The 15099-nt window shown below is 62.6% G+C and carries 12 protein-coding genes; all 12 read right to left on the bottom strand.

Annotated elements, in window-relative coordinates; translation table 11 throughout:
• Positions 1-3: 3 nt before the first annotated feature.
• Complete coding sequence (gene dnaE / locus ACLHZ1_RS01700; RefSeq protein WP_427260701.1) at positions 4-3483, bottom strand: DNA polymerase III subunit alpha; 3480 nt, start codon at positions 3481-3483, stop codon at positions 4-6.
• A gap of 58 nt (positions 3484-3541) precedes the next feature.
• The gene (gene rnhB / locus ACLHZ1_RS01695) at positions 3542-4132 is read right to left on the bottom strand and encodes a ribonuclease HII (RefSeq protein ID WP_427260700.1); all 591 of its coding nucleotides are present in this window, start codon (positions 4130-4132) and stop codon (positions 3542-3544) included.
• A gap of 78 nt (positions 4133-4210) precedes the next feature.
• Positions 4211-5350 carry a lipid-A-disaccharide synthase gene (gene lpxB, locus ACLHZ1_RS01690; protein WP_427260781.1) on the bottom strand — a complete coding sequence of 380 codons (1140 nt, stop codon included), beginning with the start codon at positions 5348-5350 and terminating at the stop codon, positions 4211-4213.
• Complete coding sequence (gene lpxA, locus ACLHZ1_RS01685) at positions 5343-6134, bottom strand: acyl-ACP--UDP-N-acetylglucosamine O-acyltransferase (RefSeq protein WP_392444124.1); 792 nt, start codon at positions 6132-6134, stop codon at positions 5343-5345. The genes lpxB and lpxA overlap by 8 nt, the downstream gene beginning before the upstream one ends.
• Before the next feature lie 2 nt (positions 6135-6136).
• A complete protein-coding gene (gene fabZ / locus ACLHZ1_RS01680; RefSeq protein WP_041993394.1) occupies positions 6137-6598 on the bottom strand; it encodes a 3-hydroxyacyl-ACP dehydratase FabZ in 462 nt (153 codons plus the stop codon).
• Positions 6599-6616: 18 nt separating this feature from the next.
• Positions 6617-7639 (bottom strand): UDP-3-O-(3-hydroxymyristoyl)glucosamine N-acyltransferase, encoded by a 1023-nt coding sequence (lpxD, locus tag ACLHZ1_RS01675; protein ID WP_427260780.1) that lies wholly within the window; start codon positions 7637-7639, stop codon positions 6617-6619.
• A 3-nt stretch (positions 7640-7642) separates the two neighbouring features.
• Positions 7643-8155: an OmpH family outer membrane protein gene (locus tag ACLHZ1_RS01670; protein ID WP_427260699.1), complete on the bottom strand. Its 513-nt coding sequence runs from the start codon at positions 8153-8155 to the stop codon at positions 7643-7645.
• Between the two features lie 162 nt (positions 8156-8317).
• Entirely contained in the window at positions 8318-10741 is a 2424-nt protein-coding gene (gene bamA, locus ACLHZ1_RS01665) for an outer membrane protein assembly factor BamA (RefSeq protein ID WP_427260698.1), read from the bottom strand.
• Positions 10742-10775: 34 nt separating this feature from the next.
• Entirely contained in the window at positions 10776-12128 is a 1353-nt protein-coding gene (gene rseP, locus ACLHZ1_RS01660; RefSeq protein ID WP_427260697.1) for a sigma E protease regulator RseP, read from the bottom strand.
• Between the two features lie 73 nt (positions 12129-12201).
• A complete protein-coding gene (ispC, locus tag ACLHZ1_RS01655; protein WP_427260696.1) occupies positions 12202-13398 on the bottom strand; it encodes a 1-deoxy-D-xylulose-5-phosphate reductoisomerase in 1197 nt (398 codons plus the stop codon).
• The gene (locus tag ACLHZ1_RS01650) at positions 13398-14255 is read right to left on the bottom strand and encodes a phosphatidate cytidylyltransferase (protein ID WP_427260695.1); all 858 of its coding nucleotides are present in this window, start codon (positions 14253-14255) and stop codon (positions 13398-13400) included. Before ACLHZ1_RS01650 ends, ispC begins: the two co-directional genes overlap by 1 nt.
• 27 nt (positions 14256-14282) lie before the next feature.
• A complete protein-coding gene (uppS, locus tag ACLHZ1_RS01645; protein ID WP_041993377.1) occupies positions 14283-15059 on the bottom strand; it encodes a polyprenyl diphosphate synthase in 777 nt (258 codons plus the stop codon).
• Between the last annotated feature and the right edge of the window lie 40 nt (positions 15060-15099).

Raw genomic sequence — 15099 nt, 5'->3', positions numbered from 1 at the left:
CCTCTAATCAAAAACCAATTCCACCCGCTCTCGTCCCAGCAGGACGCGCAAGTCATCTATCAGTTGATCGGTGGGCGTCACCCGCCACTCGGTACCAAGGGTCAGTCGCACCCGGGAGCCGGGGCGCCGATAGTGTACCTGAACCGGACAGACTCCGGCACGGGCGGGTTCCAAAATCTCGTTAAAACGCTGAAAAAAGCGTTCATCTATCCGTTGTTCGTCGAGGAAAATGCGGATCGCTCTGGCGAATCGTTCCCTCGCATCATTGATATCCAGTACTTCACGGGCCGACATTTTAAGGCCACCGGAGAAGTCATCAAAGCTGACCTGTCCAGAAACCACCAAAATACGGTCTTTTTGCATCAATTCTTCGTACTTTTCCAGCGCTTCGCTGAACAGGGTCACGTCCAGACGCCCGGATCTGTCGTCCAGGGTGAAGATCCCCATCTTGTTGCCGCGCTTGGTCACCATGCTGCGTGCCGCGATCACCAGCCCGGCCGCCGTGGTGACCGTATCGCGGGAGGTGGGGTGCAGGTCGCACAGCCGCCCCGAGGTGTAGCGCCGCAACTCGCCGCTGTACTGGTTGATGGGGTGACCGGTCAGGTAAAGGCCGAGGGTCTCGCGCTCCCCCTCCAGCCAGACCTTGTCGGGCCAGTGGGGCACGTTGGCGAATGCCTTCTTGACGTCATCTATCTCCTGGGTCAGCACCCCGAACATGTCCACCTGGCCGAACGCCTGGGCCTTGGCATGCTGCTCGGCGGCGCGCATGGCTTCTTCCAGGGTCGCCATCAGGGCGGCGCGGTGGGGGCCGAGCCGGTCCATGGCGCCGGAGTAGATGAGTTTCTCCATCACCCGCTTGTTGATCTTCTTGATGTCGACCCGGTTGCAGAAATCGAACAGATCCCGGAAGGGGCCGTCCTGATCCCGGGCGCTGAGGATGGCGTCGATGGGCCCTTCCCCCACCCCCTTCACCGCGCCTATGCCATAGACGATGTGGCCGTCCTCGTTGACGCTGAAGCGGTAGCGGCCCGTGTTCACGTCCGGCGGTATCACGGTGAGCCCCATGCGCTGACACTCGTCCACTAGCGTCACTATCTTGTCGGTGTTGTCCATGTCGGCGGTCATCACCGCCGCCATGAACTCGGCCGGGAAGTGGGTCTTGAGCCAGAGGGTCTGGTAGGAGACCAGGGCATAGGCGGCGGAGTGGGACTTGTTGAAGCCGTAACCGGCGAATTTCTCCACCAGATCGAAGATCTTCATCGCCAGCTCGCCGTCGACGCCGTTCTTGACCGCCCCCTCCTCGAAGCCGGCCCGCTGCTTGGCCATCTCCTCGGGTTTCTTCTTGCCCATGGCCCGGCGCAGCATGTCCGCCCCACCCAGGGTGTAGCCCGCCAGGGTCTGGGCTATCTGCATCACCTGCTCCTGATAGAGGATGATGCCGTAGGTGGGCTCCAGTATGGGTTTGAGGCTCTCGTGCTGCCACTTCTCGTCCGGGTAGGAGATGGCTTCTTTACCGTGCTTTCGCTCGATGAAGTTGTCCACCATGCCGGACTGGAGCGGGCCCGGACGAAACAGGGCCACCAGGGCGATCATGTCTTCGAAGCAGTCTGGCTGCAGCCGCTTGATCAGATCCTTCATGCCGCGGGATTCGAGCTGGAACACTGCCGTGGTCTCGAAGCGCTGCAACAGATCGAACGACTTCTTGTCGTCGATGGGGATGGCGGCGATGTCGACCGGCGGCTTGCCCTCCTTGGCAAGGCGCGGGTTGATCATGCCCAGCGCCCAGTCGATGATGGTCAGCGTTCGCAGCCCCAGGAAGTCGAACTTGACCAGGCCCGCGTACTCCACGTCGTTCTTGTCAAACTGGGTGACCGGGTGCTGGCCCTCACTGTCGCAATAGAGGGGCGCAAAATCGGTGATCTTGGTGGGGGCGATCACCACGCCACCGGCGTGCTTGCCGGCGTTGCGGGTGATCCCCTCCAGCCGGCGCGCCATGTCGATGAGGTCTTTGACCTCCTCGTCCTGCTCGTAGAGTTCCGGCAGCTTGGGCTCGGCCTCGAACGCCTTGGCCAGCGTCATGCCCGGATCCGGCGGAATGAGTTTGGAGATGCGATCCACGAAGCCGTAGGGGTGACCCAGCACCCGGCCTACGTCCCGCACCACCGCCTTGGCCGCCATGCTGCCGAAGGTGATGATCTGGGACACCGCATCCCGGCCATACATGTCGGCCACGTGGTCGATCACCTCGTCGCGCCTGTCCATGCAGAAATCGACGTCGAAGTCGGGCATGGAGACCCGCTCCGGGTTCAGGAAGCGTTCGAACAGGAGATCAAACTCCAGCGGATCCAGATCGGTGATCTTGAGGGCGTAGGCCACCAGGGAGCCCGCCCCCGAGCCCCGACCCGGCCCCACCGGAATGCCGTTGTCCTTGGACCACTGGATAAACTCCATCACGATGAGGAAGTAACCCGGGAAGCCCATCTGGTTGATCACCTTGAGCTCTATGTCGAGGCGCTCGTCGTACTCGCCGCGCTTGGTGGCGCGCACCTCTGGGTCCGGGAACAGGAAGGCGAGCCGATCCTCCAGCCCCTCCTTGGACTTCATCACCAGGAACTCTTCGGTGGTCATGTCGCCGGTGGGGAAGTTGGGCAGGAAGTATTCGCCCAGGCGCACCGTCACGTTGCAGCGCTTGGCGATCTCCACCGTGTTCGCCAACGCCTCCGGGATGTCGGCGAACAGCTCGGCCATCTCGGCCTGGCTGCGCAGATACTGCTTGGGGCTGTAGTTGCGCGGCCGGCGCTTGTCCGCCAGGGTGTAGCCGTCGTGGATGGCGACCCGGATCTCGTGGGCATCGAAGTCTTCGGCCTCGAGGAACACCACCTCGTTGGTGGCCACCACCGGCAGGTCGAACTCGGTGGCAATCGCCACCGCCATGTGCAGGTAGACCTCCTCATCCGGGCGCTCGGTGCGCAGCAGCTCCAGGTAATAGGCATCGGGGAAATGGGTCTGGTAGAAGGCGAGACAGGTCTCCGTCATCTGCCGGTTGCCCTTGAGCAGGAACTTGCCCACGTCACCCTCGCGCCCGCCGGACAGCACTATCACCCCCTTGGCGTGCTCGCCAAGCCAGGCCTTGTCGATGACGGGCTTGTCCTGGACATGACCGCGCTGATAGGCCCGGGAGATGAGCAGGGTGATGTTCTGGTAGCCCTCGTTGTCCATGGCCAGCAGGGTGAGGCGAAACAGCTCGTCGCCGAGATCGCTGCTCTGCACCCAGAAGTCGGCCCCGACGATGGGCTTGATCCCCTTGCCGTGGGCCGTGCCGTAGAAGCGCACCAGGCCGCACATGTTGACCTGATCGGTCAGGGCCAGGGCGCCCTGGCCATCGGCGGCGGCGGCTGCCACGATGGGGCCTATCTTCTGCAGTCCGTCGACCATGGAGAAATCGGAATGCACGCGCAGATGGATAAAGCTAGGCTCGGCCATGGTCACCTCTTGGGTTGGCTGAAGAGAGAGTCAATTGCATCATGAGTGAGGGGCCGGCTCACTCCTGCCCGAGCGCCCGGCGCACCGGCTTGAAGCTCTGCCGATACTCGGGCAGGGGGCCGCGTTCGACCAAGATGGCAAGGTGCTCCGCGGTCGGGTAGCCCTTGTGGCGGGCGAAACCGTACTCGGGATGGCGGCCATCCAGTTCGGTCATCTCGGCGTCCCGGGTCACCTTGGCCAGGATCGAGGCGGCGCTGATGGCGGCCACCAGGCTGTCCCCCTTGACCACGGCGCGGGCCTCCATCGGCAGAGCCGGGCAGCGGTTGCCGTCGATGAACACCAGCTCCGGCGTCACCGCCAGCCCCGCCACGGCGCGCTGCATCGCCAGCATGGTGGCGTGCAGTATGTTGAGTTCGTCGATCTCCACCGGGCTGGCGCGGCCGATGGCCCAGGCCAGGGCCTTTTCCTTGATCTCGCCGTACAGGGCGAGCCGCTTCTTCTCGGAGAGCTTCTTGGAGTCGGCGAGGCCAAGGATGGGATTGGCGGGATCCAGGATCACCGCGGCGGTGACCACGTCCCCCACCAGGGGGCCGCGACCCACCTCGTCCACACCGGCAATCAGCTTGTCTTCGGGAATATCGATCGTCATCTCATAGCCTTGAATCAAAACCGGCCCCGCAGGGCCAGTATCAGCACAACATCACGCCTGACACACAGGCAGACCCCACTAGCGTTCCAGCAGCGCGGCGACCGCTTCCGCTGCCTGCACATCGGCATTGCAGCGGATCTTCTCGTGCAACCGGGTGAAGGTGGCGATGAGCTCGCTGTTGTCATGGTCCAGCAGCTTGCACACCTCCTCCACCAGGTTCTCCGGGGTGCATTCGTGCTGGATGAGCTCGGGCACCAGCATCTTGTCCGCCAGCAGGTTAGGCAGGGAGACATACTCCGTCTTCACCAGCCACTGGGCCAGCAGGTAGCTGAAGGGTTTGAGCTTGTAACCCACCACCATGGGCTTTTTCACCAGCATGGCTTCCAGCGCCGCGGTGCCGGAGGCGAGCATCACCACGTCGGCGGCGATCATGGCCTCCCGGCCCTGGCCATCCAGCAGCACCATGTCGAGATCCGGGGCCACCTCGGCCTTGATGGCGAGAAACTGCTCACGCCGCTTCTGGTTGACCAGAGGCACGATGAAGCCGAGATCCGGGTTGTGCACCGTCAGGTGCTTGCACGCCTCGAGGAAGACCGGCGCCATGAAGCCCACTTCCGCCGTGCGGCTGCCCGGCAGCACAGCCAGCCAACGACGGGCGGGATCGATGCCGAGGGCCTCGCGCACCGTCCCTTGATCCGGCACCAGGGGAATGTCGTCCGCCATGGTGTGGCCGACGAAGCGACAGGGGGCGTCGAAGCGGTCGTAGAAGGCTTTCTCGAACGGCAGGAAGGCGAGCACCATGTCGGTGGCCGCCTTGATCTTGTGAATGCGGCCCTGACGCCAGGCCCAGACCGAGGGGCTGACATAGTGGACCGTCTTGATACCGGCGCGGCGCAGTTTCAGCTCCACCCCGATGTTGAAATCCGGTGCATCCACCCCGACGAAGATATCGGGCGGATTGGCGATGAAGTGGCGCAGCAGCTCGCGGCGCACCTGGAGGATGCGCGGCAGTCGGCCCAGCACCTCGCTGATCCCCATGACGGAGAGCTCTTCCATCTCGAACAGGGCCTTGACCCCGAGCGCCTGCATGCGCGGCCCGGCAATCCCTTCAAACTGCGCGTCCGGGTAGCGGGCCTTGAGCTCGCGCACCAGGCCGGCGGCCAGGATGTCGCCGGAGGTCTCTCCGGCAACGATGCCGATGCGCATGGGATCAGGCACGGATGATGCCACGCTCGTTGTCCTTGAGGAAATCCACATAGAGCTGGACGGCCGGCTCGGTGGCCGCCATCTCGGTCAGCACAGGCAGCACCTCTTCGATGGTCTTGCCGGAGCGGAAGATCTCCTTGTAGGCGCGCTTGACTGCGGAGATGGCCTCAGGGCTATAGCCACGGCGACGCAGGCCTTCGGAGTTGACCCCGAACGGCTTGGCATAGTTGCCGGCAGCCATCACGTAGGGCGGCACGTCCTTGTTCAGGGCGGCGCAGCCACCGACGAAGGCGTGGGAGCCGACCCGGCCGAACTGGTGAATGGCGGAGAGGCCGCCGAAGATGACGAAATCGCCGATCACCACGTGTCCCGCCAGGGTGGCGTTGTTGGCGAAGATGCAGTTGTCACCGATGATGCAGTCATGGGCCACGTGAACGTTGACCATGAAGAGGTTGCCGCTGCCCACCTTGGTCAGGCTCTGGTCCTGGGTGGTGCCACGGTGCACGGTGCAGTTCTCGCGAAACACGTTGTTGTCACCTATCTCGAGGAAGGTGCGCTCGCCGGCGTATTTCTTGTCCTGGCAATCCTCACCGATGGAGGTGTGCTGGAAGAACTTGTTGCCACGGCCAATCCTGGTCGGGCCCTTGATCACCACATGGGATCCTACCCAGGTGTCGTCGCCGATCTCCACTTCGGCGCCAATGACGGTAAAGGGGCCGATTTCAACCCCTTTCCCGATCACGGCAGACTCATGGACGATGGCGGTATCGTGAATCATGGCTGTCGAATCGATCACTATTACACCTCGCGTTTGGCACACATCAGCTCGGCGGTACAGACCACCTCGCCATCGACGGTGGCCACACCGGTAAACTTGGCGATGCCGCGGCGCTCCTTCAGGAAGACCACGTCCAGCACCAGCTGATCGCCAGGACCGACCGGACGCTTGAAGCGGGCGTTGTCGATGGAGGCGAAGTAGTAGAGCTCGTTGGGGGACGGCTTGCCCACCATGGTAAACGCCAGGATGCCGGTGGCCTGGGCCATGGCTTCCAGGATCAAGACCCCGGGGAACACCGGCTTGGCCGGGAAGTGTCCCTGAAAAATGGGTTCGTTGAACGAGACGTTCTTGATGGCGCGCAGCGTCTTGCGCTCATCGCTGATCTCGTAGTGCTCCACCTTGTCCACCATCAGGAACGGATAACGGTGCGGCAGCAGATCCATGATTTCCTGGATCCCCAGGCTTTTCTTTTCAGTAGTCAAAACAGTACCCTATCGTGATTATTCTTCTTCACCCAGTTTCTTCTCAAGCTTGCTTATCCGCTTGTGCATCTCGTCGATACGCATCACCCGGGCGGCGGTCTTGCGCCACTCTTTATTGGTTTGCAGGGGGATGCCGGAGGAGTAGACACCGGGCTCGGTAATGGGGCGCATCACCATGGCCATACCGGTCACGGTGGCCTGGTCGCAGATCTCCATATGCCCGTTGAAGACGGAAGCGCCGCCAATAATACAATACTTACCGACCTTGAGACTACCGGCCATCACGGTCGAACCCGCCACGGCGGTGCCGTAGCCGATCTCGACGTTGTGGGCGATCTGACACTGATTGTCGATGATGACGTTGTCGGCAATGCGGGTGTCTTCCAAGGCTCCCCTGTCAATGGTAGTACAGGCGCCTATTTCGACCCGATTGCCTATGGTGACACCGCCCAGCTGGGGGATCTTGATCCATTCGCCACGCTCGTTGGCGTAGCCAAAGCCATCGGCCCCGATGACGGTGCCGGCTTGCACCAGGCAGTCGGTGCCCAGGGTCACCTTGTGGTACAGGGTGACGTTGGCCCACAGACGGGAGCGGGCGCCCAGCCGGGTATCCTTGCCAACGAAACAGCCGGGGCCGATGCGCACATCGTCCCCCAGCACCACACCGGACTCGATGACCGCATTGGCACCGATGGCAACCCTCTCACCCAGCTGAACATCGGCGGCGATGACGGCGCTAGGATGGATATCCGTGGCCGGCTGCGGCGTGGTGTCCAGCAACTGGGCGACCCGGGCAAAGCCGACATAGGGATCCTTGAGCACCAGGGCGTTGGTGGGGCAAAACGGCAGATCCGCCTCCGTGATGAGCACGGCACTCGCCTTGCTCTGCGCCAGATAGTCGCGGTACTTCTTGTTGGACAGGAAGGTGATCTCCCCCTCCCCGGCCTTCTCCAGTGTCGCTACCTTGCGAATTTCCAGGTTTTCGTCCCCATGAACCTCGGCCCCCAGTTGCTGGGCCAGCTGTGCGAGAGTGAATACCATCAATTAGTTGCTCTTGCTGACCTGGGAGATGACCTGGCCGGAGATGTCCAGCTTGCTGGCGGCGTAAGGGGCGGCGTTGCGCTCCAGCACCAGATCGTAACCATTGCTCTTGGCGATGGAATCGATTGCGGCCTTGACCTTGGTCAGGATCTTGTTGCGCTCTTCCGCCTGACGACGGCCGTTATCCTGCTCGAACGCCTGACGCTTCTGGTTGAATTCCATCTGCAGCTTGGCCAGTTTCTCCTGGTTCTGCTTCTTCTGCTGGGCGCTCATGAAGGCTTCGTCCTTCTTGAACTTCTCGACCAGCGTCTGGCCTTCCTGCTCCAGCTTTTGCAGCTCGCGCATGCGCGGCTCGAACTCGCCCTTCAACTTCTGGGAGACGGCTTCACGCTGGGGCAGCTTCTGGAAGATTTCGCCCATGTCGACCACGGCAATCTTGGTGTCAGCCAGGGCGGAACCCATGCCGGCAGCCATCAGAGCAATACTCAGACCCGCGACTTTCAATGCTTTGTTCACACTAACTCCTTGTTCCCTCAAGGTGAGGGTAACGGATTACCTTGAATGACAAGCGGCACCCTGTGCCGACTCGTTACTGGTCGGGGCCGAATGGCCCCGGCATTACCTGCCCTCAGGAAGAGGGCGTTTCATCGAGAAAGGAGCCAGACTGGCCCCTCTCTGTTAGAAGGTGCGACCTATGTTGAACGAGAAGAACTCGGTCCTGTCACCCTCGTACTCCTTGAGCGGTCGCGCGATGGCGAACACCAGGGGGCCCATGGGGGAGAGCCACTGCAACGACAGGCCATAGGAGGCGCGGAAGTTGGTGGGATCCGAGTAGTCCAGCAGGTACTTGCAGCCCGTGGTGCAGCGATCCTTGTACTGGTCATAGTCGAAGGTGGTGTCCCACACCGAACCGGCATCGAGGAAGACGCTGGTCCGCAGCTGGGGCTGATAGGTCTCGGACGCAAACGGCGTCGGCACTATCATCTCCAGAGAGGCCACCGCCAGGGCGTTGCCCCCCACCGAGCTGCTGGTGCCCTGGGTCACGTCATTGCCCGCGACGTTGTAGTAGTAGAGCGCCTTGGGACCGACCGTGTTGCTCTTGAAGCCACGCAGGGTATCGAAACCACCGGCGAAGTAGTTCTCGAAGAAGGGCAGCACGTGCTCGTAGTCACCGTTGTTGCCGTAACCGTTGCCGTAGGAGGCGCGGGCCCTGGCCATCAGCACCCACTGATGATCCGCATCGAACGGGAAGTAGTGGGCATCTTCGGCATTGAGTTTGAAGTACTGCAGATCCATGCCGGGCACCGTCACCTTGGCGTTGACGCGCTGGCGATCGCCATCGGTCGGGAAGGTGCCCTTGTTGAGGGTGGATCGGGTCCAGCCGGCGGTGACGTCGACCGTGTTGAAGGTCAGTCGGTTGTCGCCGTCTATGTTGCCGTTGTAGACCTTCCAGAACTCCTCTACCTGCTGATAGGGGTTGGGCTGGGAGAGCTTGTTGTTCTCGATCCCCAGGCTGAAGTCGAGGCGGTTGTTCTCGTTGACCGGGAAGCCGCTGGAGAGGCGGAAACCTATGGTGGTGTTCTCGTAGTCGACGATGTTGGCATCGCCCGCACTGAATTTGTTGTAGTAGAGGCGACCACCCAGGCTGACCCCGTCCACTGTGAAATAGGGATCGTTGTAGCTGAGATCGACGCTCTTGGAGTACTTGTTGGTACTGGCGGAGATGCCGATCTTCTTGCCGGTCCCCATGAAGTTGTCCTGCTGCAGGCCCGCCTGCAGGCTCAGGCCCGACTCGGTACCATAGCCGACACCGGCGTTGATGGAACCTGCCGGCTGCTCCTTGACCTTGAAGTCGAGATCGACCTGATCGTCCCGGCCCGGTACCCGCTTGGTATCCACCTCCGCGGTTTCGAAGAAGCCGAGGCGGTTGAGGCGGGTCTTGGACTGCTCGACGTTGTCGGAGGAGAGCCAGGTACCCTCCATCTGACGCATCTCGCGCCGCAGCACCTCATCCTGGGTGGTGACGTTGCCGCTGAAGTTGATGTTGCGCACATAGACACGGGGGCCCGGCTCTATGTTGACGATCAGCTCCACCTCTTTGCTCTCGTCATTGATCTGCGGGAAGGTGGTGACCTTGGGATAGGCGTAACCGTAACGACCGAGGAACTTGGAGAGCACCTCTTCGGTGTGGGTCACCTGGCTGGCGGAGTAGACGCTGCCGGCCTCGATGGGGATCAGCTCCTTCATCTCGGCGCCGCGGTCTATCATGTCGCCCTTGAGCTGGACGCCGGAGACCTTGTACTGATCCCCTTCCTTGAGGTTGAGGGTGACATAGACCCCCTTCTTGTCCGGGGTCATGGAGACCTGGGTGGACTCCTGGGCGAAGCGGATGTAGCCGCGGTCCAGGTAGTAGGAGCGCAGCACCTCGATGTCGCCGGCCAGTTTCTGTTTCTGGTAACGCTGATCGCCGGTGAAGTTCCACCAGGGCACGTCATCTTTCAAGGAGAGCTGGGCAAGCAACTTCTCTTCCGGGAACACCTGGTTGCCGACGATGTTGATCTGCTGGATCTTGGCGGCCTCACCCTCGACGAAGGTGAACTTGAGGTCGACCCGGTTGCGGGGCAGCGGGGTGACGATGGCCTTGACCTTGGCGGAGTATTTGCCCACGCCGTAGTAGAAATCTTCCAGTCCCTTCTCGAGGGAACTCAGCACGGTGCGATCCAGGGGGTCACCTACCCGGATGCCGGAGGACTCCAGGCTCTGGGTCAGCTGCTCTTCCTTGATGTCCTTGTTGCCGGAGAACTCGATGCTGGAGATGGTCGGCCGCTCCTTGACCGCCACTTGCAGCACGTTGCCGTCCCGATAGACCTTGACGTCCTCGAAGTTGCCCGAGGCATAGAGCCGCTTGATGGCGGCGGCCAGGGTCACGGGATCCACGGTGTCACCGACCCGGATCGGCAGGTTCAACAGGGCGGCGCCCAGGGTCACCCGCTGCAGCCCGTCGACCTGAATGTCTTGCACCACAAAAGAGGCAGGGGCCGCCTGGGCCAGGAAGCTGGCACCCAGCAGGCAACTCAACACCAATGCTTTTTTAACAGCCATTTTGTTCTTATGTGTCCTTGTTGATGCTCTGGCCTCAGAGGCGAGCGAAATCATTAAACAGCGCAATACCCATCAGCAACATCAGAATGGCGGCGCCTATCCTGAACCCCACTTCCTGAATCCGCTCCGAGACCGGCTTGCCGGTCACCGCCTCGATGAGGAAATAGACCAGGTGGCCACCATCGAGCACCGGCAGGGGGAACAGATTGATGATCCCCAGATTGACGCTGATCAGCGCCAGGAAGCCGAGAAAATAGACCAGACCATAATCGGCGCTGTTGCCCGCGCCCTTGGCGATGGAGATGGGGCCGCTCAGGTTGTCCAGCGACACTATGCCACCGATCAGCTTGCCTATCATGTCGAAGGTGAGCGTGATCAGGCTCCAGGTCTTGTGCATACCCTGCCAGAGGGCATCGAACGGCCCATACTGTAACAGAATTCGATATTCATCCGGTAATGGAACCACCTGAGGCGATACCCCTACGAATCCCACCGCCTTGCCCTTCACCTGCCTGGACTGGGGGGTCAGCTCGATGGGCAGTTCGCCGCCATCCCGCGCTATGGTCAGTCGCAGGGGTTGCTCGGGAGAGGACTGCACCTGGCCCACGAAGCGAGCCCAGTCGGTCAGCGGCTCCCCCTCCAGGGTCAGGATCTTGTCGCCCTTGCGCATCCCGGCCGCCGCGGCGGCGCTCCCCTCCACCACCTCGGCCACCACCGGCAGCACCTTGGCACCCAGGGGCACTATCCCCAGGCTGGAGATGGGGGACTCCTTGTCCGGATCGAACTGCCAGTCGTGCAGCATCAGCGTCTTGTCGGTGGCGTAGCTGCTCTGGGGCGCGGTCAGCTTGAGGGTGACGGCGTCCTCCCCCAGGTGGCTGATGAGGGCATAGGTGATGCTCTCCCAGTCGCCGGTCGGCTCACCGGCCACCTCGACAATCTGCATGCCGGGCAGCAGCCCCGCCTCGGCGGCGATGGAGCCGGTGCGCACCTCGTCGACGATGGGCTTGACGCTCGGCACCCCTATCATGAACATCAGCCAGAAGGCGAACAGGGCGAACACGAAGTTCGCCATGGGGCCGGCGGCGACGATGGCCATCCGCGCCCAGACACTCTTGTGGTTGAAGGCCTGGGCCTCCTCCCCCGGCTTGAGCTCGTCGACCCGGCCGTCCAGCATCTTGACGTAGCCGCCGAGCGGGATCAGGGCCAGCACATACTCGGTGCCATCCTTGCCCATCTTGCGCCAGATTGCCTTGCCAAAGCCGATGGAGAAACGCTCCACCTTGACACCGCAACGACGGGCCACCCAGAAGTGGCCAAACTCATGGACCGCCACCAGCAATCCGAGGGCGACGACGAAGGCGCCTATGTTCCACAGCAGCGTGCCCATCAGCCCATCACCTCGATTCGGTGTGCGGCCCTGCACCCGAAGGGGGGAGTGGCAATCTGCCTGAGCGCGTCATTCATCGGCTAAGTTCCTCAATCAAGTCGTGAGCCCGGGCCCGGGCCGCCCCGTCCAGGGCAATCAAATCATCCAGCGAACCGGCCCCCTGCTGACCGAAGGCCTGCAGGGCCGCCTCGTTGACTCTGGCAATATCCATGAAACCGATGCGCTCGGCAAGGAAAGCCGCTACCGCCGCCTCGTTGGCGGCATTGAGGGCCGTGGTGGCCGCCTGACCTTGTCGGCAGGCGCTCATGGCCAGGGCCAGGCAGGGGTAACGATCCAGGTCGGGTCGGATAAAGCTGAACTCTCCGACACTGAAGAAATCCAAAGGTTCCACCCCGGAGGAGATACGGTCCGGATAGGCCAGGGCGTGGGCGATGGGGGTACACATGTCCGGGTTGCCGAGCTGGGCCAGCACGGAGCCATCCTTGTACTGCACCATGGAGTGGATGACGGACTGGGGATGGATGACCACCTGGATCTGCTCGGGGGCGGCATTGAACAACCAGCGCGCCTCTATGTACTCCAGCCCCTTGTTGAACATGGTGGCGGAGTCCACCGAGATCTTGGCCCCCATGGACCAGTTGGGGTGCGCCACCGCCTGGGCCGGGGTGACAGAGGCCAGCTCGCCTAGCTCGCTGTAGCGAAACGGACCGCCGGAGCCGGTGAGCAGTATCTTGCTGATGCCGGCAGCGGCCAGATCGCAGAAGCCGGGCTGGCGCTGGATGGCCTCGGGCAGGCACTGGAAGATGGCATTGTGTTCGCTGTCGATGGGCAGCAGCTCGGCGCCATGGTCGCGCACCGCCTCCATGAAGAAGGCGCCGGACATCACCAGGGCCTCCTTGTTGGCCAGCAGAATGCGCTTGCCGGCGCGCACGGCGGCCATGGTGGGGGCCAGCCCGGCCGCACCGACGATGGCCGCCATCACGCTGTGGGCATCGGGGTGCGCCGCCACCTCGCACAGTGCCTTGGCGCCAGACAGCACCCGGGTCTGGCTGCCGTGGGCCCTGAGTCGGCTCGCCAGTTCACGGGCGGCCGTCTCGTCCACCATGACGGCGAAGCGGGGGGAAAATTCGAGGCAGTCCCGCACCATGGCATCCAGGCTGCGCCAGGCGGTCAGGGCCAGCACCTGCCAGCGGCCGGGATTGCGGCGCAGCACCTTGAGGGTGCTCTGGCCGATGGAGCCGGAGGCCCCCAGGATCACGAGCTGGCGCATCAGACCCCCTGGCTCAGCAGCAGATAGCTGAGCAGGAACACGGGCAGCGCCGCAGTCAGGCTGTCGATGCGATCCAGGATGCCGCCGTGGCCGGGCAGCAGGGTGCCGGAATCCTTGATGCCCGCCTCGCGTTTGAACATGCTTTCGGTCAGATCGCCGAGCACCGAGGCCAGCACCGCCAGCAGGGAGCAGAGCAGCACGGTTGCCATCTTGGCGGGGACGAAGCCCATGAACCAGGTGACCCCGACCGCCAGCAGTCCTGCGGTCAACAGGCCGCCGCACAGCCCTTCGATGGTTTTACCCGGGCTCACGGCCGGCGCCAGCTTGTGCTTGCCGAACGCCTTGCCGAAAAAATACGCGCCAGAATCTGCCGCCCAGACCAGTCCCATGACGAACAGCAGGATCCAGGCGCCCATGGCGGAGTCGTGATAGAAGTTGTAGCCGCGAATGGCGACCATGGACCAGAAGAAGGGGATCAGGGTAACCAGACCAAACAGGGACTTGAGCCAGATGGACTCCTTCCACAGCCGGGCGCTTTGGGGATAGCGCAGCACCAGCAGCAGGCCGAGCAGCCACCAGCTGGCGGCGGTCCAGAGCACCCCCATCAGCAGGGGATGCAAGTCCGGCGTCCATAGCTGCTCCACCGGCAGCCACACCAGGCTGGCCCCCAGCAACAGGCAGAACAGCAGCGGGATCCACTCCCGCCGCTCGGTACTCACGAAACCACTCCATTCACGACTGGCCAGCAGAAAGACCAGGGCTGCCAACAGGGCAAAAAATTTCAAAGGCAAGAAAAACAGCGCCCCCAGCACCAGGGGGATCAGACACAATGCGGTAATAATTCGTTGTTTTAGCAAAAGAAACCTCTCTCTTGGGAGCGGGGTTTAGCCGGTCTGTTGCGCGGCGATCAATTCCCGGATCTGTTCACCCGTACACCCGAAGCGACGCTCGCGGGCCACGAAAGAGGCAACTGCCTCACTGAACTCGGCCTCGTCAAAGTCGGGCCATAACACAGGGGTAAAATGGAGCTCGGCATAGGCGAGCTGCCATAACAAAAAGTTGCTGATGCGGTGATCACCACCGGTGCGGATCAGCAGATCGACCGCAGGCAGGTCCGCCATGCAGATGGCTTGCCCCAGTCGTGTCTCATCTATCTCGTCGGCCTGAAGTTCACCGGCCGCCACGGCCCGAGCCAGTTGGCGCGCCGCCTGGGCGATGTCCCACTGACCGCCATAGTTGGCGGCGATGTTGAGGGTCAGCCCGGTGTTGCCATCGGTCAGCGCCTCCGCCTTGGCGATCTTGCCCCTCAGCCGCTCGCTGAAACGCGAGGTATCGCCGATGACCCGCAAGCGGATGCCATGGCTGTGCAGCTTCTTGACCTCGCTGCCCAGTACGGTGAGGAAGAGTTCCATCAGGGCACTGACCTCCCCTTCCGGGCGGCGCCAGTTCTCGCTGGAGAACGCAAACAGGGTCAGGGCTTCCATCTTGGCCTGGGCGGCAAAGGTGACGGCCGCCCGCACGGCCTTGACGCCGGCCTTGTGCCCATAGACCCGCATCTTGCCACGGTTCTCGGCCCAGCGCCCGTTGCCATCCATGATGATGGCCACATGGCGGGGCAGACACTGGTTGGCGCTATCGCCTAACGCTGCCAAACGCGACATTCATTTCTCCCACAAAGACAAAAGCGCCGTGCAGGGGCAC

Source organism: Aeromonas sobria (genome assembly GCF_050266975.1).
Lineage (GTDB): Bacteria > Pseudomonadota > Gammaproteobacteria > Enterobacterales > Aeromonadaceae > Aeromonas > Aeromonas sobria_B.
The sequence above is the reverse complement of the archived record's forward strand: the minus strand, read 5'-3'. Positions and strand labels throughout refer to the sequence as shown.